Origin of the sequence: Aeromonas sp. FDAARGOS 1407 (assembly GCF_019048725.1) — a bacterium.
Taxonomy (GTDB): Bacteria; Pseudomonadota; Gammaproteobacteria; order Enterobacterales; family Aeromonadaceae; genus Aeromonas; species Aeromonas enteropelogenes.
This window is the reverse complement of record NZ_CP077399.1, coordinates 4,446,332-4,470,815: the sequence shown is the minus strand read 5'-3', so window position 1 is coordinate 4,470,815 and position 24,484 is coordinate 4,446,332. Positions and strand designations below refer to the sequence as shown.

The window sequence follows — 24,484 nt, the reverse complement described above, 5'->3', positions numbered from 1 at the left end:
CTGGGCTGGCTGAATAACAAGGATTACTACTCTCATGACTAAACCTATCGTATTGAGCGGCGCACAGCCCTCTGGCCAACTGACTATCGGCAACTACATGGGAGCCCTGCGTCAGTGGGTCAACATGCAGGATGAGTACGATTGCCTCTACTGTATCGTCGACCTGCACGCCATTACTACCCGTCAGGATCCGATGGCACTGCGCAAGGCCTGTCTCGATGCCGCCGCCCTCTATCTGGCGGTGGGGATCGATCCCAAGAAGAGCACCGTTTTCATCCAGTCCCATGTACCGCAGCACGCCGAGCTGGGTTGGATCCTCAACTGCTACACCCAGATGGGTGAGCTGTCGCGGATGACCCAGTTCAAGGACAAGTCCGCCCGTTTCGAGAACAATGTCAACGTCGGTCTGTTTGGTTATCCGGTGCTGATGGCGGCCGACATCCTGCTCTATCAGGCCAATCAGGTGCCGGTCGGCAACGACCAGAAGCAGCACCTGGAGCTGACCCGCGACATCTGCACCCGTTTCAACAACCTGTACGGCGAGGTGTTCACCATGCCGGAGCCCTTCATTCCGACCGAAGGGGCGCGGGTGATGAGCCTGCAGGATCCGACCAAGAAGATGTCCAAGTCAGACGACAACGAGGCCAACTTCATCGGCCTGCTGGAAGACCCCAAGCAGATCGTCAAGAAGATCAAGCGTGCGGTCACCGACTCCGATGATCCTGCCGTGGTGCGTTTCGATCCGGAGAACAAGCCTGGTGTCTCCAACCTGCTGACCCTGATGTCCGGGGTGACCGGCCGCTCCATCCCGGAGCTGGAGCAGCACTTCGAAGGCAAGATGTACGGTCACCTCAAGACCGAAACCGCCGAGGCCGTGGTGGCCTTGCTGGAGCCCATCCAGGCTCGTTTCCACGAACTGCGTCAGGATGAGACTCATCTGATTGCTATTTTGGCGGAAGGCGCACAAAAGGCGCGCGAAAGAGCTGAAAAAACCCTGACCAGCGTATATGATGTAGTCGGCTTCGTTCCTCGAGCCTGACATACTGGGAAGGTGTAGTTGAAGAGAGCTGGGTATTTGCCTGGCTTTCTTTATTTTCCCTGCTGTTAATTGTTTAATTATTTCCCTTTTTCAACCCGGGTTATTTCCCCAAGAGCAAGTATGTCCGTTCAATCAAATGTCTCCGTTGAAGAGCTGAGTGACAAGGGTCACTGGCTGCGTAAATTCCGCAAGGCTAAAAACCTCAATACCCTGCAACTGATGGTGTCCAATGCCATCGACAAGCATCACAAAACTCCCGCCATCGCTGCCGCCATCTATCTGGCCGAATGCCAGCGTGAACGGGAAATGGAACAAGGTCGTTTTCTCGACCGTTAATTCTTGGCCACTGGTTATCACATGCTGTTATTGATCGATAACTACGACTCCTTTACCTGGAACCTGGTGCAATATTTTGGCGCCCTGGGACAAGAAGTAGTGGTCAGGCGTAATGATGAGCTGACTCTGGCCGACATTACGCAATTATCTCCCCGCTATCTGGTTATTTCTCCCGGCCCCTGCACGCCCAACGAGGCGGGTATTTCTCTCGTCGCTATTACCCATTTTTCCGGCCGATTGCCCATTCTCGGTGTCTGTCTCGGTCACCAGTCCCTGGCACAGGCGTTTGGCGCCCGCGTGGTGCGAGCCCGTCAGGTGATGCATGGCAAGACCTCGCTCATTCGCCATCGGGGCGAGGGGGTCTTCAAGGGGCTCAAGGATCCGTTGAGCGTGACCCGCTATCACTCGCTGGTGGTAGAGCAGGCAACGCTACCCGATTGCTTCGAGATCACCGCCTGGAGCGAGCATGCCGATGGCTCGTTTGACGAGATCATGGGGCTGCGCCACAAGACGCTTGACGTCGAAGGAGTTCAGTTCCATCCGGAGAGCATTTTGAGTGAGCAAGGCCACCAGTTACTGGCCAATTTTCTCGCTCGTTCGTAAAAATTCGTGATCGTCCTCTCAGAATAGAGAGAAGGCAAAAAAAATTTCCCTGATAGTTTATTCACTGCCCCTCCTGCCCAAATTATCTCTTGCCAAGCCCCCTTGATACGTTATGCAATGCGGTTGCCTAAAATCTCAAGGCTAATCGAAGATTGTTCCCCATAGTCCGTTTTGTTACAGACTTTTTACTTTATTTCTGTGATAATCCCGTCACGTTTACACGGATTTAACTTTTGGGCGGTGGATTATTCTGCTGCCAGTTCGAAGGAGAGCTATATGTCAGAGTTGTTGGCAGTGACACGTGAAGTGTTTGATGAAGTGATGGTTCCCAACTATGCGCCGGCCAAGATCATCCCGGTGCGTGGTGAAGGGTCGCGTGTCTGGGATCAGGAAGGCCGTGAATATATCGACTTTGCCGGCGGCATCGCGGTCAATGGTCTGGGTCATTGTCATCCCAAGCTGGTCGACGCCCTGAAAACCCAGGGCGAGAAGCTGTGGCATCTCTCCAACGTGATGACCAATGAGCCGGCCCTGCGTCTGGCCAAGAAGCTGGTCGCCGCCACGTTTGCCGACAAGGTCTACTTCTGCAACTCTGGCGCCGAGGCCAACGAGGCGGCCCTCAAGCTGGCCCGTCGTTACGCCATCGAGAAGTTTGGTCCCCACAAGACCCAGATCATCGCCTTTCATCAGGGTTTCCACGGTCGAACCTTCTTTACCGTGAGCGTGGGTGGCCAGGCCGCCTACTCCGACGGTTTCGGTCCCAAGCCTGCCGACATCACCCATGTGACCTACAACAATCTGGAAGAGCTGGCAGCCGTCATCTCCGACAATACCTGCGCCGTGGTGATGGAGCCGCTGCAAGGTGAGGGTGGCATCATTCGTCCCACCGACGAATTTGCCAAAGGGGTGCGCGAGCTGTGCGACAAGCACAATGCACTGCTGGTTTACGATGAGGTGCAGTCCGGTGTCGGTCGTACCGGTGAGCTCTACGCCTATATGGGCCTAGGTGTGACGCCGGATATCCTGACCAGTGCCAAGGCCCTTGGCGGCGGCTTCCCCATCGGCGCCATGCTGACCACCACCGAGATCGCCTCCCACCTGAAAGTGGGCACTCACGGCTCTACCTACGGCGGCAACCCATTGGCCTGTGCCGTCGCCGAGGCGGTACTCGACGTGGTCAATACCCCGGAAGTGCTGAGCGGTATCAAGCAGCGCGAGCAGCTGTTCCGCGAAGGCCTCGAAGCTATCAATGCCAAGTACTGTTGCTTTAGCGAAGTGCGTGGCCAGGGCCTGCTACTGGGCGCCGTGCTGAACGAAGACTACAAGGGTCGCTCCCGCGATTTCCTGCTGGCCTCCATCGATCAGGGGTTGATGGCGCTGGTCGCAGGGACCAACGTGGTGCGTTTCACTCCGTCTCTGGTGATCCCGGAAGCGGACATCAAGGAAGGGTTGGCCCGCTTTGAGAAGGCGGTTGCCCAGGTGGTTAACGCCTGATCCAAATTGAGGTGGGGAGTCCTCCCGGCTGGAGCCGGGGCCCCACCTGTCGTCAATGAAAGGGAGTTGTCATTTATGTTGGTTATCCGTCCCATCGAGCAAAAAGATTTTGCCGGGCTCAAGACCTGCGCCGTCGAGTCCGGCACCGGCATGACCTCGTTGCCCGTCAACGATGAGTTATTGCAGCGCAAGATCGATGCCTCGACCCAGACTTTTTCGGACAAACCGGCGGGCAAGGGGGATTGCCTCTACTTCTTCGTGGCCGAGGATCTGGAGACCGGCGAGATGGTCGGTACCTGTGCCATCGACGCCGCGGTCGGCCTGTCCCAGCCGTTTTACAACTATCACATCGGCAAGGTGGTGCACTCTTCCCCCAAGCTCGGTGTCTACAACGTGGTGGAGACCCTCACCCTCTCCAACGACTACACCGGCAATTCCGAGCTCTGCACCCTGTTTCTGCGTGAATGCGCCCGCGAGGGGCTCAATGGCCGCCTGCTCTCCAAGCACCGTTTCCTGTTCATGGCCGAGCACCCGGAACTGTTTGACGAAACCGTCTTCGCCGAGATGCGCGGCGTTTCGGACAGCGATGGCCACAGCCCCTTCTACGAGTGGCTGCAGACCCACTTCTTCTCGATGGATTTCCCTACCGTCGACTATCTGACCGGTATCGGCAAGAAGCGCTTCATCGCCGAGCTGATGCCCAAGTACCCCATCTACGTCAACTTGCTGAGCAAGGAGGCGCGTGCCGTCATCGGCCAGACTCACGAGAAGACCCGCCCGGCCATCAAGATGCTGCAGGACGAGGGGTTTGTGAACCGTGGCTACGTCGACATCTTCGACGCGGGCCCGGCGGTGGAGTGCGAGCTGAAGAACATCCGCAGTGTGCGCTGCAGCCAGAAGCTGCGCGTGCTGATCGGCGAGCCCATCGGTGGTCACCCTTACCTCCTTTGCAACACCCGCTTCGAGCAATACCGCGCCTGCTACGGCAATATCCGGGTCGATCACGACAAGCAGGAAGCCATCATTCCACCCAAGATGGCGGCGGCGCTCAAGGTGCAGGATGGCGACATGGTGCGTGCCGTCGATCTCGACTGATCCGGCTGGCGGCAATACCGAATATGAAACAGGCAGCCTCGGCTGCCTGCACACCACAGGGAGTGAATGGATGAGTCATTTAGTGCAGTTTATCGATGGCCAGTGGCTGGCCGGTGAAGGCAAGCCGTTCGAATCAAGGGATCCGGCCAAGAATGAAGTGATATGGCAAGGGGAGGCCGCCAGCCCGGCCCAGGTGGATGCCGCCGTCAAGGCCGCCCGCACCGCCTTCTACCATTGGTCTGATCTGAGCCTTGAGGCGCGTCTGGACGTTGTGCGCCGCTATGCCGACCTGCTAGGTGAGCACAAAGAAGCACTGGCGCTGACCATCGCCCGCGAAACCGGCAAGCCGCTGTGGGAGACCCGCACCGAGGTCGCCGCCATGCAGGGCAAGATCGCCATCTCCATCCGCGCCCATGACGAGCGCACCGGCACGGTCGAGAATCCCATGCCGGGTGCCAAGGCCTTCGTGCGCCACAAGCCTCACGGCGTAGTCGCCGTGTTCGGCCCCTACAACTTCCCGGGCCATCTGCCCAACGGTCATATCGTTCCGGCGCTGATCGCCGGCAACACAGTCGTGTTCAAACCCTCCGAGCTGACCCCCATGGTGGCCGAGGCCATGGTCGAGGTGTGGCAGGAGGCGGGGCTGCCCAAGGGCGTGCTCAACCTGGTGCAGGGTGAGGTCGAGACCGGCAAGGCGCTGGCGGGCAACCCCGGCATCGACGGTCTCTTCTTTACCGGCTCTTCCCGCACCGGTCACCTGCTCCATCAACAGTTTGCCGGCCAACCGGGCAAGATCCTGGCCCTCGAGATGGGTGGCAACAACCCGCTGATCGTGAAAGACGTGAGCGACATCGACGGTGCCGTCCATGCCATCGTGCAATCCGCCTTCATCACCTCCGGCCAGCGCTGCACCTGCTCGCGCCGCCTGTTTGTCGAGCGCGGTGAGCGGGGCGATGCCCTGGTCAAGCGGTTGGTGGAGGTGGTCGGCCAGATCAAGGTTGGCCATTACGATGATGCGACTCAACCCTTTATGGGCGCAATGATCAGCGAGAAGGCTGCGCTGGGCATGGTGTCGGCACAAGCCAACCTGCAAGCGCTGGGGGGCGAGAGCCTGCTCACCCTCAAGCACCTGGAAGCGGGTACCGGTTTTGTCTCCCCGGGCATCATAGACGTGACCGGTGTCGCCGCGCTGCCGGATGAAGAATACTTCGGCCCGCTGCTGCAGCTCATTCGTTACGACGACTTCGATGCCGCCATCGATCAAGGGAACGCCACCAGTTTCGGCCTCTCGGCCGGCCTGCTTGGCGACAAGGAAGCTGACTGGCAGCACTTCTTCAAGCGGATCCGCGCCGGCATCGTCAACTGGAACAAGCCCATCACAGGCGCCTCCAGTGCCGCGCCGTTTGGCGGGATCGGAGCCTCCGGCAACCACAGGGCAAGCGCCTATTACGCCGCCGACTACTGTGCGTATCCGGTGGCCTCCGTCGAAGACAGCAAGGCGAGCATGCCGGAGCAGCTGTCCCCTGGCCTGACTTTCTGACAATAACGAAAAAGGGGCACCCTTTGGGTGCCCTTGTCTGTACCCGCAATCAAAGGAAAGAGAGATGCAAAAGGATATCGATACCCTGTTCAGTCATCTGTGGGACAACTACATCAAGGTGACGCCGAGCGCCCTCAAGGTGCACGCCCTGCTGGGTGGCGGCGAACCCATCATCAACGACCACGTGGCGTTTCGCACCTACAACCTGCCCAAGCTGGGGCTGGAGAAGCTGGCGGCCCACTTCCTGGCGCTCGGTTACGAGCAGAAGGGGGAGTATGAGTTCAAGGCCAAGAAGCTCTACGCCAAGCACTTCGAGCACAAGGATCCGGACGCTCCCAAGGTGTTCATCAGCGAGCTGAAGGTGGAGGAGCTCTCCGAGCAGGCCCAGGCCATCATTCACAAGCTGGTGGATCAGGTGCCCGACCATCTGACCGATACTCATGCCTTCCTCTATGCCGGTGCCCCCTGGCAGGTCTCCTGGGCCGACTACCAGACCCTGCTGGCGGAGAGCGAGTACGCCGCCTGGATGGCTGCCTGGGGTTATCGAGCCAACCACTTCACGGTCAACATCAATCAGCTCAAGGAATTCGACACCATTCAGCAGGTGAATGGGGCGCTGAAAGCAGCCGGTTTCGTGCTCAACAGCGTGGGTGGCGAGGTGAAAGGGGATCCTCAGGTGATGCTGGAGCAATCCTCCACCATGGCGGACAAGGCCGAGGTGGCCTTCAGCGACGGTGTGCACACCATCCCGAGCTGCTTCTACGAATTTGCCCTGCGTTACCCGCAGGCCGACGGCACCCTCTACCCGGGTTTCGTCGAGGCGTCGGCCGACAAGATTTTCGAATCCACCAACGCCATGTAACGACGCTCTCGTCGCCCATGCGGCGATAGCCAGAGTGACATAAGCAACGCCTCCTTTCAGGAGGCGTTTTTATTGCTGGCGATAGAATGGGGACAGTTGTCGAGAATGGGAGAGAGGGAAAGGCTTCTGCAAGTATGTCCATTTTGTTGGCCAAATTGTGAAGGGGATCACCAATTGCGTCCCGGGCAGGGATGGGAAAAGGGGTAGAATGGCGCTTTCTTTTTAGGGGGGTCGTTCGATGCCTTACTATCATTTTTTCAAGCAAGGTCAGGCTCTTACCTATCTCGATGCCAATGCGCCCAGCTATGGTGACGAGCGTGGCCATCTGATTGAACAGGGTTTTGCCCCCCTCGCGGCCCCTACCTTTGCCGACAGTCCGGCAGCCGCCCTGGCGCAACTGCAAGGTCAGGAGGAGATGGAGAACGCACCCGGGGTTCATGACGACTTTTATGTGGCCAACTCGCACCCTGCTACCATAACCGGCGTGTCGGGAGTCTGATCCCGCCTTCCCGGCCAACCGCGCCTCTTCCTTGCTTGTGGGGAGCGTTCGCTCAATCTGTACTATCGCGGGTCCGGCTTTCCCTCAATCACCAGTACGGTTTCCATCCCCGCCGCCTTGCCAGCTTCGATCCCGATCCGGGTGTCCTCAAAGACCAGGCAGTTGGCCGGGTTGGCCCCAAGTTGTCTGGCCACCTCCAGGAAGGTGTCTGGATGTGGCTTGTGGTTGCTCACATCATCGGCGCTCACCACCACCTGGATATAGGCATCGAGCCCGGTGCTCTTTAAGATCGACTCTGCCTGATTGCGTGGCGACCCTGTACCAATGCCCATAGGTATCTTGCCGTGGCATTGCCGGACCAGCTCCCACATGGCAGGAAAGACGTTGACCCGGTCGATCTGCGCCAGATAGAGGGCAATCTTGCGCCGGGCGAAGGCCTCGATGTCGACCGTCAGCCCCTGCTGCTCGGCCAGCATGGCGATGATCTTGCGGGTCGGAATGCCGCCATACTGGTAGAGCTGAGCGCGCTCGAAGGGGATGCCGAATTCGGCGCAGGTGAGCGCCCAGGCGTCCAGATGCAGGGGCATGGAGTCCACCAGGGTGCCATCCATGTCGAAGATCAGGGCGTCGTAATGAGCAAAACTGTCGTAGGCATGCATGGCGGTTCCTCGGAGCAAATGGAGCAGACTAGCAGATTGGGTGCGGCATGAGTGGGATCTGCTTCATGGTTGTGCGGGAGAGGGCCATTTTTGTCCTCTTGCTGATTTGTGTGACAATGATCTGCCCGTGATAGGCCGAGTTGGCCAGCCTGAATAGCGAGTCGTTCCATGTCCCCAAAAACCATCTTCTCGAGCGTGGCGCTGGTGATCGCCCTGGGCTCACTGGAAAAGAGCATAGTCACCACGCCGCTGCCGATGATAGGCGCCGAGCTGAACGCCGGTGCCGCTCTCACCTGGGTGGTCACCGCCTACCTGCTGGCTGCCACCGCAGTGCTCCCTCTCTACGGCAAGCTGAGCGATCAGTTCGGCCGGGTGCGAATGCTCAACATCGGTATTGGACTGTTTCTGACCGGTTCCGTCGCCTGTGCTCTGGCCCAGGATCTGCCGACCTTGCTGGCTGCGCGAGTGCTGCAGGGGATGGGGGGAGGGGGGCTGATCGCGCTCGCCTTCACCGTCATCGCCGACACCATACCGCCGCGGGAGGTGGGCAAGTATCAGGGCTATATCTCGATGGTCTATGCGGTTTCGAGCATCGCCGGGCCCCTGCTCGGCGGCTACTTTACCGAGCAGCTGAGCTGGCGCTGGATCTTCTGGATCAACCTACCACTGGGGGTGCTCGCCCTCTGGCTCATCAACCGCAACCTCAAGCAGCTCAATGTGCGTCGCCACAGTCGCTTCGACTGGAAGGGGGCGGGCCTGCTCATCACGGTCACCACCCTGACTCTGTTGCTGCTGTCGCCCGAAACCGCCCTGCCCGCCATCTGGCTGGCCGCCGCCCTGGTGTTCGCCCTGTTGTTGCTGATCCTGATCGAACGCCGTGCCCACGACCCCATACTGCCGGCCCATCTGGCGCGGCTGCCCGGTTATCTGGTGAGCGTGCTGCTGGCGATGCTCTCTCAGCTGCTGATGTTCGCCATGCTGGTCTATCTGCCCCTCCAGATGCAATGGCAAAAGGGGATGAGTGCCAGCGAGAGCGGGGTGAGCCTGGTGATCTTCATGGTCTGCATCACCGTCGGGGCCTTCGTCGGTGGCAAGCTCATTAGTCACACCGGCCGCTACAAGCGCTTCGTGGTGATCGGGTTTGCCCTGGCGGCGCTGGCTCTGTGGCAAATCCACTTTGACGCCTGGGTCAGGCTGGCCCTCGGCTTTGCGGGTCTGGGATTGGGACTGGTGCTGCCCGCCCTCTCGGTGGTGGTGCAAAATGCCCTGCCACGGGAGGATCGCGGCATCGGCATGTCGTTGTTCAACTTTGGCCGGGAGCTGGGGGGCGCGGTTGGGGTTGCCATCTGCGCCGTGCTGTTCCATTCCGCCCTGCCAACAGGCACCAGCCACAATCTGGCCAGCCTGAGCCCGACCGTGCTGGCCCCGGGTTTCAGCACCACCTATATCGGCATGGCGCTGATCGCCAGCGCCGCACTGCTCATCACGCTACTGGCCCTCAAACGCCACGAGCTGGCCGGCATGCACGCCTGATGGCAAGGCAATAGATAAAAAGGGCTCCCGCGGGAGCCCTCTTGTCATTGTGCCTGTTGTACTCAGCCCGGCAGCCGCACCGGGCGCAGGGCGAGGATGGCCCCGCCAAACAGCAGCAGGGCCAGCAGGGCCATGGCCATGGGGCCGGCGCTGTAGGCAAAGCCGGCGACGGCGGACCAGAGCGCCACCCCGAGGTGCATCAGGGTCATGGCCAGCGACATCAGCATGCCGCGCTGGGCCGGGGCGAGCTGGGCAATGTAGCCCTGCAGCGCCGGCGAGCCGATGCCGCCGGCCAGCGCCCACAGACCCAGCGGCAGGGCGAGGCTGGCCAGACTGCCGGCCGGATAGAGGTAGAAGAAGGCGCTGACCAGGGCGCACACCACCAGGGCGCCGCGCATCAGGGGACGGCCGCTCTCCACATACCCGGCCAGGCGGGGCATCAGCACGTTGCCGACCACGCTGATAACGCCAAGGGCGCCGTAGAGCAGCCCCACCGACCAGACGGGCAGCCCCTGACTGTCGTGCAGGTGCTGGCCGACCAGGTTGAACAGGCCGATGCCTCCCCCCAGTCCCAACCCCATGGCGAGCAGGGCGCCGAGCGCCCCCGGAATGGCCAGCACCGAGCCCTGCGGCGCGGGGTGCGTGCCGCTCCCATGAACCTGCGCCGTGCGCGCCGTGAGCCAGGCCAAGGCCGCCGCCACGGCCCAGGCGCAGAGGCCGAGCACGATGAAGGGGGTGCGCCAGCTACTGAGCTGGGCCAGCAGGGCGCCCACCGCCGGGCTCGAGATCATGCCGAGGGTGAGCCCCGACTGCACCCAGGCGATGCGCTTCATGGCGTCGGCCGGTGCGCCGTCTGCCGCCATGGCGAAGGCGATGGGGAGCATGCCGGCGCTTGCCAGCCCGGTGATCACCCGGGTCGCCAGCCCAACCTCGAAGTTCGCCACCAGGCCGGTGGCCACCGAGGCGGCGCCAAACAGCAGGGAGGCCGGCAGCATCACCCGCAGCCGGCCGTGGCGATCCGACAGGCCGCCGAGCAGGGGGGCGATGAGGGCCAGCGCCACGCTGTAGGCGGTGATGAACAGGGTCACCCGTTCCGGGGCGACGCCCAGCTCGGCGCCGATGGGGGCGAGCAGGGGGCCCAGCATCAGCTCATCGGCCCCGACCAGAAATGCAATCAAAAACAGCAGTACTTTCAGTAACATAATTTTTATTCCTTAAGCTTGGGTCGACACGGCGGCGAACTGCTGGATGTCCACCACCCGATCCGGCCAGTCGGCCACAAAGGCCGGCTCGTGGCAGACGGCGAGCACGCTGCCCGGGTAGTCGCACAGGGCCTGGCGCAGGGCGGCCTTGGTGCCGGCATCCAGGTGGGTGGTCGGCTCATCCAATATCAGCAGATGAGTGGGCTGCAGCGCCAGTCGGCACAGCTTGACCCGGGTCTGCTCACCGCCGCTCAGGGCACTGATGGGCTGGATGGCCAGCTTGCCGCCGATGCCAAGGCGCGCCAGCTGCTGGCGGGCACCCTTGTCATCCAGTCCGGGGGCGGCCGCCTTGACCAGAGCCAGCGGGGTGGCCGCGGGATCGGGCCAGTGCAACGCCTGCTCGAAGTAACCCGACTTGAGGCCGGGGGCCAGGGCCAGTTCACCGGCGAGCGGGGCGAGGCGGCCGGTCAGGGTGTTGAGCAGGGTCGACTTGCCGATGCCGTTGAAGCCGGCGATCACCACCTTCTCGCCGCGGCGCAGCTGCAGGCTGAGCGGCACCAGCAGGGGCTGGTGGTAGCCGATCTCCAGCTCGCTCGCGGTCAGCAGCTGCGGGTGGCCCCCCTGGGCGGCGCGAAAGCTGAGGGTGACCGGTTTGGCCTGCTCGGGGGCGGCCAGGCGCTCGATGCGCGCCAGCTGCTTCTTGCGGCCGTTGGCGATGCTGGCGTTGACCCCGGCTCCGTTCTTGGCGATGAACTGCTCGAGCCTGTCGATCTGCCGCTGCTGGGCCTGGTATTGACGGGCGTGCAGCGCCTCGGCGGCGCCCTTCTGGGCCAGCGCCTGGTCGAGGTTGCCGCGATAGGTGTGGATCTGCTGGCGGTCGATGTCGGCGATGGCGGTGGCGATGCGATTGACGAAGGCGCGGTCGTGGGAGACCACCAGAAAGGCGCCGGGGAAGCGTTCCAGGTAGCCCGCCAGCCAGTCGACGTGAGCAGTGTCCAGGTAGTTGGTCGGCTCGTCGAGCAGCAGCACCTCCGGCGTGCGCAGCAGCAGGCCGGCCAGCATCACCTTGTGGCGCTGGCCGCCGCTTACATTGTCGAGCAGGGTCTGCATGCCTAGCTGGGTCAGGCCGAGGCCGGCCGCCACCTCGTCGATACGCGGATCCAGCCGGTAAAAGCCCTGGCTCTCCAGGTGCGCCTGCAGATCGGCCGCCCGGGCCAGCTGCCGCGGCCCCAGCTCGGGGTCGGCGTAGAGGGCCAGCATCTCGGCTTCCGCCTCATAGAGATCGGCGAACACTGACTGCAGGTAGCCCCGCAGGGTGAGGTGGCCATCCCGCGCGGCGTGTTGGTCGAGATAGCCCGCCTTGATGCCGGGCTGCCAGAGGATGTCGCCGCCGTCTGGCAGGCGCTCCCCTTGGATCAGCTGGAGCAGGGTGCTCTTGCCGGCGCCGTTGTGGCCGGTGAGGCAGACATGCTCGCCGGCGTGGAGACGAAAGCTCGCCTGCTGGTACAGGGTCTTGTCGCCGATGTGATAGGTCAGGTTGTGGATAGTGAGCACACTCATGGTTGTAACATCCATAAAAAAACGGGGGGCAGGTACGCGACGTACCAGCCCCCCGTCTCAGCAAGGTGAAACGCTGCCAAATGGCAGAGACAAAAAGGCCGGCGATGAAGCATCTCGCCGGCCTGTATCTCCTGTTTTCATCAGATGCGGGGCAGCCTCCCAAAGAGAGGGCATTCGCGCAGCTGATGAAGATTCAGTCGATGGGCTCCGGGCAACACTTCATCGTGTTAGTGCACGGAGCACAGCCTCCTGACCGAGCATTTGAACAGGATGTACAACATTGAAAAGCGGTCCAACAAAAATTCTGGTCGCAAAATACCCAGCTTGCGCCCGTGCGTCAACCCGTGAGTTTTTTTGCCGCCAGGTTCGGGGTGGCAAGGCTTGCTGCCAGCGCCAGGCTTCATCCCGACAACCGGCGCGCCGCTATATCAGGCTTTCTGCTGCTCGCGCTGCTCCTCGAGTTCCTTGCCGAGGAAGTAGTTGAGAAAGGTGCGGATCACCGCGATCACCGCCAGACGGATCAGCTCCTCCTGGCTCGGGGCTATGGTGGTGGCCAGGATGTCGGCGGCGAGCTGGAACTCCAGCGCCAGAATGAGCCAGCTGCCAAAACAGAGGCGGATGCGCGGGAAGCCGGGTTCATGATCCCGCACCCGGGCCGCCAGCCAGAGGGTTTTGCCAAGGCCGATGACCACGCAGGCCACCGAGATAAGTTCGAGGGAAAACTGAACCAGCTCCACGCCGTGCAGCATGCCCTCCTTCCACTGGGCTAACACCAACCAGTCTGTCACTTGGCATCCTCCTGATAAAAATGAGTCCAATGTTATTAACATATTGATCCATAAAGGCCAAATGCGTGCGGCTCGGAAAAGGACAATGAGGATGAGCAAAAGGGCTCAAAGATAGAGTTCCACTTGACTGCGAACAATATCCATCGCGACAATCCAGATTCTGAAATGGACTCAACATACGTAGAGGTATCGTCATGACAGCGGTTCCGACGCCGGCCATCGGCATCGATCTGGGGACAACCAACAGCGCGATTGCCGTGTGGCGAGATGGCAAGGCTCACCTCATTCCCAATGCCCATGGTGAGGAGCTGACGCCATCGATCGTCTGTATCGGTGAGGACGATACCCTGCTGGTGGGCCAGGCAGCGGCCACCCGCCTGTTGACTCATCCCTCCAATACCGCCTCCCACTTCAAGCGATTTCTCGGCAGCGAGCGGCGCTACCGGTTGGGCAAGGAGCAGTACAATCCGACCGAATTGTGCGCCTTGATACTGGGTAGCTTGAAGGCGGATGCCGAGGCCTGGCTTGGCCACGGGGTACGCGAGGTGGTCATCTCGGTGCCGGCCTATTTTGGCGATCAGCAGCGCAAGCAGGTTCGGCTGGCGGCCGAGCTGGCCGGGCTCGATGCCGCGCGCCTTATCAACGAGCCGACGGCAGCCGCCATGGCTTACAGCCTGCACGAGCAACACAGCCGCCGCTTTCTGGTGTTTGACCTGGGGGGCGGCACCTTCGACGTGACCGTGGTGGAGTATCAGGATGGCATCATGGAGGTACGCGCCTCGGCGGGGGACAACCGGCTCGGTGGCGAGGACTTTACCCAGGATCTGGTCGATGCGGTGCTTGGCAGGCTCGACACCGATCGCGGCGAACTGACGCTCTCCCAACTCGGGCAAGTTTATCTGGCCTGCGAGCGGGCCAAACGTCATCGCAGTGGTAGCGGCCTTGGGGTCGAGCTTGGTGCGGAGTGGAACCGGACGTTCGGTTTCTCCGAAAGCGAGCTGGCCGACATCTGGCGCGAGACCCTCAACCGGCTGCGCAAGCCGCTGAGCCAGGCGCTCTCCGATGCGCGCCTGCGGCCCGACGAGGTCGACGAACTGATTTTTGTCGGTGGGGCGAGCCGCCAGAGCGAGGTGCAGCAAACGGCGGTGCGCCTGCTCGGTCGCTTTGGCCGCCACGAGCTGGATCCGGATCGGGTGGTCGCCATGGGGGCCGCTATCCAGGCAGCCTGCCGCCTGCGCGACAGTGCGGTGGAAGAGCTCATCATGACCGACGTCTGTCCCTTTACCCTGGGGATTGCGGTTAATCAGGGGGATCAGAGTGGCGTGTTCAGTCCCATCCTGGAGCGCAATATAGTGGTGCCGGCCTCACGGGTAGAGCGCTACCACAGCGGCCATGAACAGCAAAAGTCCGTCTGCATCAGCATCTATCAGGGGGAGCGGTTCTGGGTGCGGGACAACCTTCATGTGGACGATCTCGAGATCCCGTTGCCAACCGGCAAGGGCATTCAGGAAGTGGACGTGCGTTTCAGCTACGACATCAATGGCATGCTGGAGGTGGACGTGACCCTGGTGAGTTCGGGTGAGCAGTTCCAGAAGGTGATAGACCGAAGTCCGGCTGGCGTGACCGAAGAGGGCAAGCGCGAGAGTCGCGAGCGGCTTGCACGCCTCAAGCAGCATCCGCGCGATGCGTTGCCCAATCTGACCCTGAGCGAGCGATTACAGCAACTCTATGAAGAGAGCATCGGTGACGAGCGGCGCCAGGTCGAACAGTGGCTGCTGCAGTTTGAACGGGTCCTGGCCAGCCAGGACCCGCAAGTCATCAACTCGTTCCGCCAGCAGATGAACAAACTGCTCAAGCAGTGGCACTAGTCGAGGATGTCGCTCAGCGACATTCTGCCCTGCTTGTAGAACTCCCTGGGCCAGCCACGGCGCAGTGCGCCCGGTCTTAGCCGGCTGCTCATGACGAGGTGGCCGAGCCACAGGGGGACCGCCAGCCAGGCGCTGTTGATGTAGAACGCGATGGCTAGCCAGATCAGGCTCCAGATCAGATAGTTCCGACTGGTACGCGGACGTGTCTGGGCCCGGCAGATATGCCACATCAGATAGAGATTCATGAACAGCATCGCCGCCATATCCAGACCGAGGGAATAGTATTCCACCCAGTAGGGTGAGCCGGAGGCGAGGACTTCGCGCAGGGATGGTTCCAGTGGAAACACGAAGTAGGGCAGGATGACGGACAGTATGCTGACGAACATCAGCTGTGCACCGCTTTGTAGCCTGAAACGCTTTTTGGCATGTGCCCTGTCATGTTCAAGCTGGGCGTTGAGTTTGTCCTCCAGATAGCCCTGCACCAGAGATCGCACCTCCTGCTGGGCTGGCGTTAGGTCGTCCCGTTGCTTGTAAAGCGGGTCGAGCTGACGGGCCTGAAAGCCATTTCTGCCAAAATCATGAGCCAGCATGGCCAGGGCATAACAGACGGGATAGACAAACTTGGCCGCCGCTTCGTTCGGGTGGTGTTTCTCAAGTTCTTCCAGCGTGGTGATATTGTCGGGGTCCTGTTGCAGGTAAGCGTAAATCAGCGACTCTTCGGCGTAGGGGTAGACTTCCAATGCCAACCCCTGTGCCTGGCGCAGTTTTTCGAGCCGTTCGCGCAGTGGTGTCAAAATGTAGCCATAGGACTCGTTGCTTGCCTTGTGGCTGAGCAGCAGGTTCCACAGCACTATGGTGCAGGCCAGATCCGGTTCGTTATCCAGTCGTCGGTCGATCAGGGCTGCCAGGGCGGGCAGTTCGTTCAAGCGGGCGCGTTCGAGAAGCGCCTCGTCGCCGACATCGGAGCGTTTGAGGAGTTCGGTCTGGTTGCGCAGCTCCAGCGACAACACGTACTGCTGCGGCCAGCGGGCGCAGGCGTCCATGATGGCAGCCTGGTATAGGGTGGGCTGGGCACAGAGACGCAGGAGGGTGGAGAGCGGCGTGTCCTCCTGACTGGCCGGCAGTGAGCCCATCGACTGGCGAATGGCGTCGAGATGCTGTTTCGGCGTCCAGGGCCGGGCATAGTAGAACTGCGCCCAGCGAAAACAGCCGGGCCAGCTCTCGCCCTGCCAGGCATCGCTGAGCACCGTATCGCTGTAGTAGCGTTGATGGGAGAGACGGGCGCCCAGATGCATCCCCTGCATCATCCGCTCATCCCATCCTTCATTGTTGGCGCGCTGGGCGATGGCCTTGAACCAGGCGTCGGGCAGCAGCGGATAGCGGCGCAGGCACTCGAGCCACTGCTCCGGCGTGGCGCAGGCAATCTGCTCGGCACTGGGGGGCGCGATACTCAGCCAGTCATCGCTGCCATAGCGGGCAAGCAGTGTGTCAAGCAGGGGCAGTGCTGGCCGCTCGGCCAGTTTGCGGTGAGCATGGCGTTGCAGCAGGCGTGCGAGGTACCGCCAGCCGCCCTCGGCCTCGGCCAGCTCGGGCTGTGTCAGTGCCGCTTCCAGTGCCTGCCAGGTGCCGTATTCGCTGTGCCACCAGAGGCGGGCCAGGGCACCACGTGTGCCGGGTAGCGCGTCCAGCGCCAGGGCGGTGAGCGGCATATTGTCAAACCCCAGCATCTGGTCGTGCAGCCACTCTTCCACGGGGTCCGGTTGCTGCCAGGGCAGCATCAGCCACTGGGGCTCCCAATAGGCGCTGCGCGAAGTGTGCCACTTCTGGGCGGTGGCAAATGCCTGCAGCCAGCGGGACAGCGCCTGATCGCTGCCCAGGTGCCACTGGATAAGGTGATTGGCGAGCAGCGCCTCGTGGTCTTTTTCTTCCAGTGCCTCGGCAACCTGCATCACCAGCTGTTCCTTGCCGCAGCGCAGGCTGGCGTCGGAGAGCAGGTGCCAGTCATCTTCGCTGAGGTGATCCTGCTCGAGCAGAGCCAGGGTGAGCGCAAGACGGTGGGTGGCATCACCGTCAGTACCGGCGGCATGGAGCGCGCGCAACTGCAGCCGGAGCAGATCCGGGTGGTCGCCGACGATGGGCAGGGCATAGTGATAAATGAGCCCCAGCACGCTGTTGCGATCGCCGGCCTCGAGCGATAGCAGCAGTGGCTGATAGAAGGCCAGCACGGCGCGCTGACGGGCGTGGTCCAGGGTGGCAAGCCACTCCAGAGGGGCTGCCAGCGGCGCCTGACGCCACCAGTCGAGAAATTCCCCCTTCTTTTGCATGTCGCCGGCGAGGCGCAGCAGTGACGCCCAGTCGAGCGCTTGCCAGAGACGCTCGATCACCGGTGCCGGCAGCCATTGCCATTGAAAGATGCGTTGCAGCACCTCGTCCGACAGCTGGCTCTGCTGGACCAGCGAAAGTGACTGCAGCGATGTCTGCCACTTATCCCACTCGGTCATGACAAAGCGCCGGCTGGCATCGCCAAGCAGTTCAAACAGGGCGGTCAGTTCAGCGGCGTCGGCCGGACGAACCAGCTCGGTCTGTGGCTTCGAGGCGTCACTCATGGCTGGACGCGGCCGGCTGGCCTCTTCATAAGCCTCACGCAGCAGGCGGAAGCCTTCGGGATCGTCTTCCGGGTGGCAGTCACGCAATTTGATATGGTAGGCGCGCTTGATGGCGGCCAGATCGTCGGTCTCTTGAAGCCCGAGTCGTTGCCAGATATCCATGATTTATTCCTGCGGCTCGCTGTTGAAGAGGTCAATGAGGCTTTGGGGCTGCTCTATGTCGGGTAGGGGTACCTCGTACCAGCTCTGCCCGTGGATCGGGTTCTCCTTATCCCTTAGCGCATCGGCCAGCATTGTCCTCATCTCCCTGGCAATCCAGCCGTGCAGCAGAGCCTGGGCGGCTTGCTCCGGCTCCCCCTCTTCATGACTGAATTTCCATAGGCAGCGGCCGGCATACCAGGCCTGGGTGTACTGTTCCCAGGAGCCATAACGCCGGCGGGCCTGATGGGCGAGGTGGTTGTGGATAAAGCCGAACTCTTCCTCGCTTACCCAACCTAATCTAAGTCCTTCCCGAGTCAGATAGGATGCGCGCCCATAGTCCCACGCCTGCACACCATGAGGGCCGATATAGGGGGCGGTACGAGCCACGAAGTCGAGTGAGGCGTGGTGACGCGGCGAGGTTGCGCGCTCTCGCATGGCTTGCCACTGGCTCGGTTGCAGGCAGTGAAAGGCGCCGTACTCCTCGAGCATGAGATGCCCGTGACAGTCGCCAAAGGCCAGCTGACGGACCTGCCGGTGCAAGTCGAGACGATTCTCAATGCCCCAGTCCTCTGCGAGTGTATCGGGCTCTTCGAGCCCCTCTCGCAGGGAGGTGAGCTTGAGGTATTCCCGCCACTCGGTCTGGAAGGCGATCTGCGGCGAGGTCAAAGTCAGCCACCATCTTTCGTGGGGAGCAAGGTTGGCATTATTAAGCATGGTCGGAAGCCAGTCGCGTTTGGAACAAGCTGTAGACTATAAAGTCGGACCAAAATGGATGCAATTGCAGCTGTTTTATAACTCCTTTATCAGTGCCGCGAGCCGGGCGATAAGTTGGCGAGCCGCCGGACTGACTCCTGCCAGCTAGAAGAAACCATGAATCACTCCGAGTTGCCGCTGGCAGGTGGCGCTCACCCCCGCTTGCAGCAGCTTGTGATAGAGGGTCTCTCCTTCGTCCCGGAGGGGATCGTATTCGGCGGTCACTATATGGGTCGGGGGCAGGCCTTGAAGGGCGGGGTGGCGAAGCGGACTCACCTGATGGTCACTAGCGGGCAGTTTGCCCAGATAGGCCTGAAAACCGCTTAACAGCATGTCGCGAGTGATGAGGTAGTGGTCACCGAATTGGCGATAGCTTTCGCTCTCTCCCAGGGCATCGAGCATCGGATAGATGAGGATCTGGGCGGCCGGCAACGGGGCGCCTCTCTTCTTGAGGCGCAAGGTGGTCACGAGGGCAAGATGACCGCCTGCACTGTCCCCGGCGAGCACGATGCGGTTCGGGTCTCCCTGCCACTTTGTGATATCACCTATGATGGCAAGGGTTGCCGCCAGGGCATCATCATGGGCGGCCGGATAGGTATGCTCGGGGGCGAGGCGGGTGTGTATGGCAAACACCAGCGCATTGGCCCGGTTGCACAACATCCGCATCTGGCGGTCGTGGGTTTCGAACTCTCCACTGACAAAGCAGCCGCCATGAAAGTAGATCAGCGCAGGAGAAGGGGAGCGTGAGGGAGCGACGGGCTGATAGAGGCGGATGGCATAATGCTCTGCCTGCCACTCTTCGATGCAGCCTACTTCCTCCCGTTCGCCACCCAGTTCGGCAGAGGCGAGGTAGCCTGCTCGCCTCTCTTCCCAGCTCAGATCACTCGCTTTGGGGCAACCCGCTGCAATGAAGTCTGCCACCATGGCTGCAATGGCCGGTTCAAGTTGTTTCTCCATGATGCACAATACCTGTATATAAAAACAGGCATTGTGCGCTTCCTATTCGGGAGCACAAGCGAAGCGGCATGCGGCGGTTCACAAAATCAGGTTTCAACCAGTTTGAATTCAATCACATAGAGTGGCGGCAGCGCGGGATAGATGGCGCGGATCACCTCTTTGAGTTCGGCCAGGGTCATGTTCTCCTGGCGGGCGTGTGCCTCGCTCAGGGCGTCGAAGGCCACCGGCGTGACCGACAGTACCTCTATGGTGCCAAACGGCTGGTGCTCCGGGTTGGTGAAAAGAGTGAGGTGCTGGCCGGGTTGCCAGCCTGCCTCGCTCTCGTCGCGGATGGTGATGGTCTTGCGGCCCGCCTGGATATCGGCCACGAAACGGCTGAAGAAGGTGAACTCGGGGTAGCTGGAAACAGACATGGGGACTCCGATGGTGAGTAACAAATAAAAGTCAGAGGTCGAGATAGGCGCGCAGCTTGTCGAGATCAGCGATGGCGGGTCCGTCGGGCCCCTCGCTCAGGATCCCCTGCTCGATCAGCTCCTTGAGGGCGCGGCGATAGACCCGTTCTGTGGTGCCGAAACGCGCCGCCTCACGGGCCCGTTTGCGCGACCCCAGCATGGGGGTGCGCTGGCGCTCGCGCCATAGCTCGAAGGCGATGTTGTAGGCGATGGGGTGCAGCAAGCGGCTGGTGGTGATCTCCAGGGTATCCAGGTAGTCACTGGCCAGGGCCGAAGCGAAGAAGAGGGTCAGTGCAGGTTCGTCCAGCAGCCGCTGGGCCAGCTTGTGAGCGCAGATCACGCTGGCATCCAGCTCGGTCTCGGCCACCACGCTCCACTGCACCGGGGTGGCGCTGAAGAACTCCATCTCGCCGAAGATCTGGTGATGGCAGGCGATTTCCCCGAGCTGGAAGATGCGCCCCGAGTGCACAGTGCTGTTGAGGGAGACTCGCCCACTCTCCACCAGATAGAGGCATTCGCTCTGCTCCCCCTGGCACATGATGGGTTCCCCCGGCAGATAGCGGCGCAGATGCAGGCTGCACTCGGCCAGCGCCGCGGCAAAGCGGGGTTCGAGGGCCTTGAGTTCGGCGTGAAAGCGCCCGATGGGGTAGGGCTGTCGCTGCATGGCAAACCTGATGAACCGGATGAAGGGTCATGAGGCTAGCAAGAGCGCGGGCCGGATACCAGCCCGCGTCAGGCGGGATGTGCCGCAGTTAACGGTTTGCGGCGTTATTGCACCAGTGCCTCGAGGGCGGCGGTGGCGGCGAGCCGCTCGGCAGCCATCATGGCCTGCTCGGCGCTGGCGTAGTCGCCCACCCCCTGCTGCACATCCTGTTCGAACGGCACCACGTTGCAAAGCACGGCGGCGACCCGTACCTGGCGAAAGCGCCCTACCGTCAGGAGCGATGCGGTCTCCATGTCGGCGCCGAGCACGCCCCGCTGATGCCAGTAGCGGCACACTTCCAGCTCGTCATCCCGGTAGAAGCTGTCGTGGGAGCGCACCAGCCCGTGCCAGTGGGGATGACCGCTGGCGGCGATATGGTCGAGCAGGGCGGCTTGCAGCCGAATATCGGCGCAGGCGGGGTACTCGGCGGGCAGATAGGCCAGGGAGGCGCCGTCATGACGAATGGCCCCTTCCACCACGATAAGATCCCCCAGCGCTATCTTATGCTGCAGGGCACCGGCGGAGCCGACCCGGACTAGAGTGCGGGCGCCGGATTGCACCAGCTCCTCCAGGGCGATGATGGCAGAAGCCCCGCCGATGCCGGTACTGCAGACGGTAATGGCTTGCCCCCGGTAGTGACCGTTGAGCAGGCGAAATTCCCTGTGCTGGCCGAGCGATTCGCACTGCTCTAGCTGGCTGGCGATGCGGTCGACCCGGGCCGGGTCGCCGCACAGCACCACCCGTTCGGCAATCTGATCCGGGCGGCATTGCAGATGGGGTAACAGGGTCATGGCTCAGGCCCCTTGTTGCTGGCGTTTGGCGGCCAACACCCAGAGGCGGGTGCCGTTGGCGGCGATGAACAGCAGGATCAGGTACTCCAGGGACATGGCGTAGACCCCCTGGGCGGCATAGATGCCGACGCTGATGATGTTGATGACGACCCACAGGATCCAGTTCTCCACGTATTTGCGGGTCATCAGGATCTGGGCGACCACGGAGAGCACCGTCATGGTGGCATCCCAGAACGGGAAGGCGTCGGGCTGTGGCTCCGGCAGCGTCAGACCGGCGCCGAAGACGTTGAGCAGGGAGACAGAAGTGCGCGCCAAGGCGGCAAAGACAGGGTCGATATAGCGGGTCAGCAGGGCGATGGCCAGCACGCTTACCAGCGCAGTGGCGATGAGCTTGGGTTTGCTGAGCCAGCGGATCTGCAGGTGGTCACCCTGATCGTTGGTCGGGCGGGTCCAGGCGTACCAGCCATAGAGGTTGGCGCAGAAGAAGAACAGCTGCAGCAGCAACAGGCCGTAGAGCTGGATCTGGAAGAAGATGATGGCGAACAGGGTGACGTTGATGAGACCGAACAGGTAGTTGATGGTCTTCTCCTGGCTGGCCAGCCAGATGCAGGCCAGGCCGAACAGGGTGCCGATGGCCTCGATCCATGACATGGCGTAGCCACCGCCCAGGGGGATGGTCACCAGGGTGTGATTGATACTGAACCACTCGAATGTGCTCATTTGCTTGTCCTTGGCAGTGTGGAATGACACGAGGTGGCCATTCTAGGGCCGATGCGGATCGCGGGGCAGGACTTTTGTCCGCCCCCGGCTTGCGTCATATCAAAGAAATCGCCAGTGATGTCCCTATTCAAGCCTTGATGAGTTATGGCTCATCAGGGGCCGGGGTTTATTGATATGTAACAAGACGATAGCGCTCAGGCTGTGGTCTGATAGAGTCCACTCTTCGGGAGGATAAACCGGGCGGTAAAAAGGAGGTGTCATTGAATTCCGAGTTGATCTGGGTGCTCTGCCTGCTGGCCGGGGCCATCTATCTCTTCATGACCAACAAGGTGCGCATGGACGTGGTCGCCCTCGGTGTGGTCATCCTGTTCGTGCTGAGCGACACCCTGACCCTGCAAGAGGCGCTGGCAGGCTTCAGCGACCCCAACGTCATCCTGATCGCCGCCCTGTTCGTGGTGGGGGAGGGGCTGGTACGCACCGGCATCGCCTATCAGGTGGGTGACTGGCTGGTGAAGGTGGCGGGAAACAGCGAAACCCGGTTGCTGGTGTTGCTGATGGTGGCAGTGGCGACCCTCGGCGCCGTGATGAGTTCGACTGGCGTGGTGGCCATTTTCATCCCCGTGGTGCTGAGCGTGGCGAACCGGATGGAAATACCGGCGGGCCGGCTGATGATGCCGCTCGGCTTTGCCGGCCTTATCAGCGGCATGATGACGCTGGTGGCGACGCCCCCCAACATGGTGGTCAACAGCGAGATGATGCGCCATGGCATCCACGGTTTCACCTTCTTCAGCTTTACCCCCCTCGGGGCCCTGATTCTGGTGTGCGGCCTGGGTTACATGTTGCTGGTGCGCGGCTCTCTGGTGCGGCAGGGGGAGTCCGGCGTCAGCAAGGGGCCGGGGCGGCGCACCCTGCGCGATCTTATCCGCGATTATCGCCTGACCGGTCGGGCCCGCCGGCTGGGGCTGAGACCCGATTCCCCCCTGATTGGCCATACCCTGGACGAGCTGCAGCTGCGCGCCCGCTTTGGCGCCAACGTCATTGGGGTGGAGCGCTGGCGCAAATTTCGCCGGGTGATGGTACCCGTCTCCGGCATCAGCGAGTTTCAGGCCCGGGACGTGCTGCTGATCGACATGTCCGATCCCGGGGTGGATGTCCGTCACTTTTGCAGCGAGGCGCGGCTCGAACCCATGATACTGCGCGGCGAATACTTCTCGGATCAGGCGCGGGAGGTGGGTATGGCGGAGGTCTCCCTCATCCCCGAATCCAATCTGCTGGGCAAGAGCATCCGCGAGGTGGCGTTTCGCTCCACCTATGGTCTGAGCGTGGTGGGTATTCGCCGCGACGGGGAGGCGCTGGCGGGCAAGCTGGTGGATGAGGCGCTGCTGATGGGGGATACCCTGCTGGTGGTGGGCAACTGGAGCCATATCCGGCAACTGCAGACCCATAGCCGCGATTTTTTGCTGATGGGCCTGCCGGCCGAGGTGGACGAGATGGCGCCCGCCCGCAGTCAGGCCATTCACGCCCTGATCGCGCTCGGGGTGATGATATTGCTGATGGTGACCGATCCCGTGCCCAACGTGATTGCGGCCCTTATCGCCTGCCTGCTGATGGGCAAGTTCCGCTGCATCGACATGGAGAGCGCCTACAAGTCGATCCATTGGCCAACCCTGATCCTTATCGTCGGCATGCTCCCCTTTGCGTTGGCGCTGCAAAAGACTGGCGGGGTAGATCTTATCGTCGATGGTTTGATGGCGCTGGTGGGCAACATGGGGCCCAGGGTGATGCTGGCCAGCCTGTTTGCCCTGTGCGCCGTGATCGGGTTGTTCATCTCCAACACGGCGACGGCGGTGCTGATGGCACCCATTGCACTGGGGACGGCCCAGCAGATGGGGGTTTCGCCCTATCCGTTTGCCATGACCATTGCCATTGCCGCCTCGGCCGCCTTCATGACGCCGGTCTCGTCACCGGTCAATACCCTGGTGCTGGGGCCGGGCAACTACAGCTTCGCTGACTTCATCCGCATCGGCGTGCCTTTCACCCTGCTGGTGATGGGGGTGAGCGTGGTGGCGATCCCCTGGTTTTTCCCGTTCTGAACTGGAACCTGAACGATGGCGGCCTGCGGGCCGCTTTTTTATGGGCAAGCCGGACGATGGGCGTCGTGACAATCGAAAAGGAGAAAAAGAGAGAACAGGGGGAAGAGGCAAATTCCAGATACAAAAAAAC

The 24,484-nt window shown here is 61.7% G+C and carries 22 protein-coding genes; 11 read left to right on the top strand and 11 right to left on the bottom strand.

Going from position 1 to position 24,484, the window contains the following annotated elements:
* Positions 1–34: 34 nt before the first annotated feature.
* The 8 genes from trpS to I6L37_RS20925 all read left to right on the top strand — a co-directional run bounded on the left by trpS (position 35) and on the right by I6L37_RS20925 (position 7,468).
* A complete protein-coding gene (gene trpS, locus I6L37_RS20960) occupies positions 35–1,039 on the top strand; it encodes a tryptophan--tRNA ligase (RefSeq protein WP_216992865.1) in 1,005 nt (334 codons plus the stop codon).
* A 120-nt stretch (positions 1,040–1,159) separates the two neighbouring features.
* The gene (locus tag I6L37_RS20955) at positions 1,160–1,375 is read left to right on the top strand and encodes a hypothetical protein (RefSeq protein ID WP_026455946.1); all 216 of its coding nucleotides are present in this window, start codon (positions 1,160–1,162) and stop codon (positions 1,373–1,375) included.
* A 21-nt stretch (positions 1,376–1,396) separates the two neighbouring features.
* The gene (locus tag I6L37_RS20950) at positions 1,397–1,978 is read left to right on the top strand and encodes an aminodeoxychorismate synthase component II (protein WP_216992864.1); all 582 of its coding nucleotides are present in this window, start codon (positions 1,397–1,399) and stop codon (positions 1,976–1,978) included.
* 276 nt (positions 1,979–2,254) lie between these two features.
* Entirely contained in the window at positions 2,255–3,472 is a 1,218-nt protein-coding gene (locus I6L37_RS20945) for an aspartate aminotransferase family protein (RefSeq protein WP_216992863.1), read from the top strand.
* Positions 3,473–3,547: 75 nt separating this feature from the next.
* On the top strand, positions 3,548–4,567 hold the full coding sequence (gene astA, locus I6L37_RS20940) for an arginine N-succinyltransferase (protein WP_216992862.1): 1,020 nt from the start codon (positions 3,548–3,550) through the stop codon (positions 4,565–4,567).
* Positions 4,568–4,637: 70 nt separating this feature from the next.
* Positions 4,638–6,107, top strand: coding sequence for a succinylglutamate-semialdehyde dehydrogenase (gene astD / locus I6L37_RS20935; protein ID WP_216992861.1), 1,470 nt, complete (start codon positions 4,638–4,640; stop codon positions 6,105–6,107).
* Positions 6,108–6,171: 64 nt separating this feature from the next.
* Positions 6,172–6,969 carry a DUF1338 domain-containing protein gene (locus I6L37_RS20930; RefSeq protein WP_216992860.1) on the top strand — a complete coding sequence of 266 codons (798 nt, stop codon included), beginning with the start codon at positions 6,172–6,174 and terminating at the stop codon, positions 6,967–6,969.
* A 238-nt stretch (positions 6,970–7,207) separates the two neighbouring features.
* Positions 7,208–7,468 carry a hypothetical protein gene (locus I6L37_RS20925; RefSeq protein ID WP_216992859.1) on the top strand — a complete coding sequence of 87 codons (261 nt, stop codon included), beginning with the start codon at positions 7,208–7,210 and terminating at the stop codon, positions 7,466–7,468.
* A 62-nt stretch (positions 7,469–7,530) separates the two neighbouring features.
* Here the strand turns inward: I6L37_RS20925 and I6L37_RS20920 are convergent, their stop codons facing one another.
* The gene (locus I6L37_RS20920) at positions 7,531–8,127 is read right to left on the bottom strand and encodes an HAD family phosphatase (RefSeq protein WP_216992858.1); all 597 of its coding nucleotides are present in this window, start codon (positions 8,125–8,127) and stop codon (positions 7,531–7,533) included.
* Positions 8,128–8,295: 168 nt separating this feature from the next.
* On the opposite strand from I6L37_RS20920, the gene I6L37_RS20915 reads away from it, so the two are divergent.
* Positions 8,296–9,660, top strand: a complete 1,365-nt coding sequence (locus I6L37_RS20915; RefSeq protein WP_216992857.1) for an MDR family MFS transporter — start codon at positions 8,296–8,298, stop codon at positions 9,658–9,660.
* A gap of 62 nt (positions 9,661–9,722) precedes the next feature.
* On the opposite strand, the gene I6L37_RS20910 is transcribed toward I6L37_RS20915, so the two are convergent.
* From I6L37_RS20910 to I6L37_RS20900, 3 genes are all read right to left on the bottom strand, one after another.
* Positions 9,723–10,862, bottom strand: a complete 1,140-nt coding sequence (locus I6L37_RS20910) for an MFS transporter (protein ID WP_216992856.1) — start codon at positions 10,860–10,862, stop codon at positions 9,723–9,725.
* 12 nt (positions 10,863–10,874) lie between these two features.
* A complete protein-coding gene (locus I6L37_RS20905; RefSeq protein WP_216992855.1) occupies positions 10,875–12,422 on the bottom strand; it encodes an ABC-F family ATP-binding cassette domain-containing protein in 1,548 nt (515 codons plus the stop codon).
* Between the two features lie 428 nt (positions 12,423–12,850).
* Positions 12,851–13,171 carry a DUF1622 domain-containing protein gene (locus I6L37_RS20900; RefSeq protein ID WP_026456474.1) on the bottom strand — a complete coding sequence of 107 codons (321 nt, stop codon included), beginning with the start codon at positions 13,169–13,171 and terminating at the stop codon, positions 12,851–12,853.
* Between the two features lie 233 nt (positions 13,172–13,404).
* Here I6L37_RS20900 and I6L37_RS20895 point away from each other — a divergent pair, with 233 nt between their 5' ends.
* On the top strand, positions 13,405–15,078 hold the full coding sequence (locus tag I6L37_RS20895) for an Hsp70 family protein (protein WP_216992854.1): 1,674 nt from the start codon (positions 13,405–13,407) through the stop codon (positions 15,076–15,078).
* Here I6L37_RS20895 and I6L37_RS20890 read toward each other — a convergent pair.
* The 7 genes from I6L37_RS20890 to pnuC form a co-directional block, all read right to left on the bottom strand.
* Positions 15,075–17,846, bottom strand: a complete 2,772-nt coding sequence (locus I6L37_RS20890) for a J domain-containing protein (protein WP_216992853.1) — start codon at positions 17,844–17,846, stop codon at positions 15,075–15,077. The two genes, I6L37_RS20895 and I6L37_RS20890, sit on opposite strands and share 4 nt — an antisense overlap.
* A 3-nt stretch (positions 17,847–17,849) precedes the next feature.
* On the bottom strand, positions 17,850–18,599 hold the full coding sequence (locus tag I6L37_RS20885; protein WP_201976869.1) for a DUF1266 domain-containing protein: 750 nt from the start codon (positions 18,597–18,599) through the stop codon (positions 17,850–17,852).
* A gap of 144 nt (positions 18,600–18,743) precedes the next feature.
* Entirely contained in the window at positions 18,744–19,595 is an 852-nt protein-coding gene (locus I6L37_RS20880) for an alpha/beta hydrolase (protein ID WP_216992852.1), read from the bottom strand.
* Positions 19,596–19,681: 86 nt separating this feature from the next.
* Positions 19,682–20,008, bottom strand: a complete 327-nt coding sequence (gene yqfB / locus I6L37_RS20875) for a N(4)-acetylcytidine aminohydrolase (protein WP_201976871.1) — start codon at positions 20,006–20,008, stop codon at positions 19,682–19,684.
* Between the two features lie 31 nt (positions 20,009–20,039).
* Entirely contained in the window at positions 20,040–20,711 is a 672-nt protein-coding gene (locus tag I6L37_RS20870; RefSeq protein WP_042025642.1) for a Crp/Fnr family transcriptional regulator, read from the bottom strand.
* A gap of 104 nt (positions 20,712–20,815) precedes the next feature.
* Complete coding sequence (locus I6L37_RS20865) at positions 20,816–21,541, bottom strand: nucleoside phosphorylase (protein ID WP_201976872.1); 726 nt, start codon at positions 21,539–21,541, stop codon at positions 20,816–20,818.
* 3 nt (positions 21,542–21,544) lie between these two features.
* Complete coding sequence (gene pnuC, locus I6L37_RS20860) at positions 21,545–22,261, bottom strand: nicotinamide riboside transporter PnuC (RefSeq protein WP_201976873.1); 717 nt, start codon at positions 22,259–22,261, stop codon at positions 21,545–21,547.
* 260 nt (positions 22,262–22,521) lie between these two features.
* On the opposite strand from pnuC, the gene I6L37_RS20855 reads away from it, so the two are divergent.
* The gene (locus tag I6L37_RS20855; RefSeq protein ID WP_216992851.1) at positions 22,522–24,354 is read left to right on the top strand and encodes an SLC13 family permease; all 1,833 of its coding nucleotides are present in this window, start codon (positions 22,522–22,524) and stop codon (positions 24,352–24,354) included.
* Positions 24,355–24,484 lie beyond the last annotated feature (130 nt).

Excerpts from the sequence above, each read along its gene's own strand:
- I6L37_RS20865 (WP_201976872.1), bottom strand. The coding sequence starts at position 21,541 with ATGACCCTGTTACCCCATCTGCAATGCCGCCCGGATCAGATTGCCGAA.
- astA (WP_216992862.1), top strand. The coding sequence starts at position 3,548 with ATGTTGGTTATCCGTCCCATCGAGCAAAAAGATTTTGCCGGGCTCAAG.
- I6L37_RS20885 (WP_201976869.1), bottom strand. The coding sequence starts at position 18,599 with ATGCTTAATAATGCCAACCTTGCTCCCCACGAAAGATGGTGGCTGACT.
- I6L37_RS20900 (WP_026456474.1), bottom strand. The coding sequence starts at position 13,171 with ATGCTGCACGGCGTGGAGCTGGTTCAGTTTTCCCTCGAACTTATCTCG.
- I6L37_RS20905 (WP_216992855.1), bottom strand. The coding sequence starts at position 12,422 with ATGAGTGTGCTCACTATCCACAACCTGACCTATCACATCGGCGACAAG.
- I6L37_RS20890 (WP_216992853.1), bottom strand. The coding sequence starts at position 17,846 with ATGGATATCTGGCAACGACTCGGGCTTCAAGAGACCGACGATCTGGCC.
- I6L37_RS20925 (WP_216992859.1), top strand. The coding sequence starts at position 7,208 with ATGCCTTACTATCATTTTTTCAAGCAAGGTCAGGCTCTTACCTATCTC.
- trpS (WP_216992865.1), top strand. The coding sequence starts at position 35 with ATGACTAAACCTATCGTATTGAGCGGCGCACAGCCCTCTGGCCAACTG.
- yqfB (WP_201976871.1), bottom strand. The coding sequence starts at position 20,008 with ATGTCTGTTTCCAGCTACCCCGAGTTCACCTTCTTCAGCCGTTTCGTG.
- I6L37_RS20950 (WP_216992864.1), top strand. The coding sequence starts at position 1,397 with ATGCTGTTATTGATCGATAACTACGACTCCTTTACCTGGAACCTGGTG.
- I6L37_RS20880 (WP_216992852.1), bottom strand. The coding sequence starts at position 19,595 with ATGGAGAAACAACTTGAACCGGCCATTGCAGCCATGGTGGCAGACTTC.
- I6L37_RS20870 (WP_042025642.1), bottom strand. The coding sequence starts at position 20,711 with ATGCAGCGACAGCCCTACCCCATCGGGCGCTTTCACGCCGAACTCAAG.
- I6L37_RS20895 (WP_216992854.1), top strand. The coding sequence starts at position 13,405 with ATGACAGCGGTTCCGACGCCGGCCATCGGCATCGATCTGGGGACAACC.
- I6L37_RS20915 (WP_216992857.1), top strand. The coding sequence starts at position 8,296 with ATGTCCCCAAAAACCATCTTCTCGAGCGTGGCGCTGGTGATCGCCCTG.
- astD (WP_216992861.1), top strand. The coding sequence starts at position 4,638 with ATGAGTCATTTAGTGCAGTTTATCGATGGCCAGTGGCTGGCCGGTGAA.
- I6L37_RS20910 (WP_216992856.1), bottom strand. The coding sequence starts at position 10,862 with ATGTTACTGAAAGTACTGCTGTTTTTGATTGCATTTCTGGTCGGGGCC.
- I6L37_RS20955 (WP_026455946.1), top strand. The coding sequence starts at position 1,160 with ATGTCCGTTCAATCAAATGTCTCCGTTGAAGAGCTGAGTGACAAGGGT.
- I6L37_RS20920 (WP_216992858.1), bottom strand. The coding sequence starts at position 8,127 with ATGCATGCCTACGACAGTTTTGCTCATTACGACGCCCTGATCTTCGAC.
- I6L37_RS20930 (WP_216992860.1), top strand. The coding sequence starts at position 6,172 with ATGCAAAAGGATATCGATACCCTGTTCAGTCATCTGTGGGACAACTAC.
- pnuC (WP_201976873.1), bottom strand. The coding sequence starts at position 22,261 with ATGAGCACATTCGAGTGGTTCAGTATCAATCACACCCTGGTGACCATC.
- I6L37_RS20945 (WP_216992863.1), top strand. The coding sequence starts at position 2,255 with ATGTCAGAGTTGTTGGCAGTGACACGTGAAGTGTTTGATGAAGTGATG.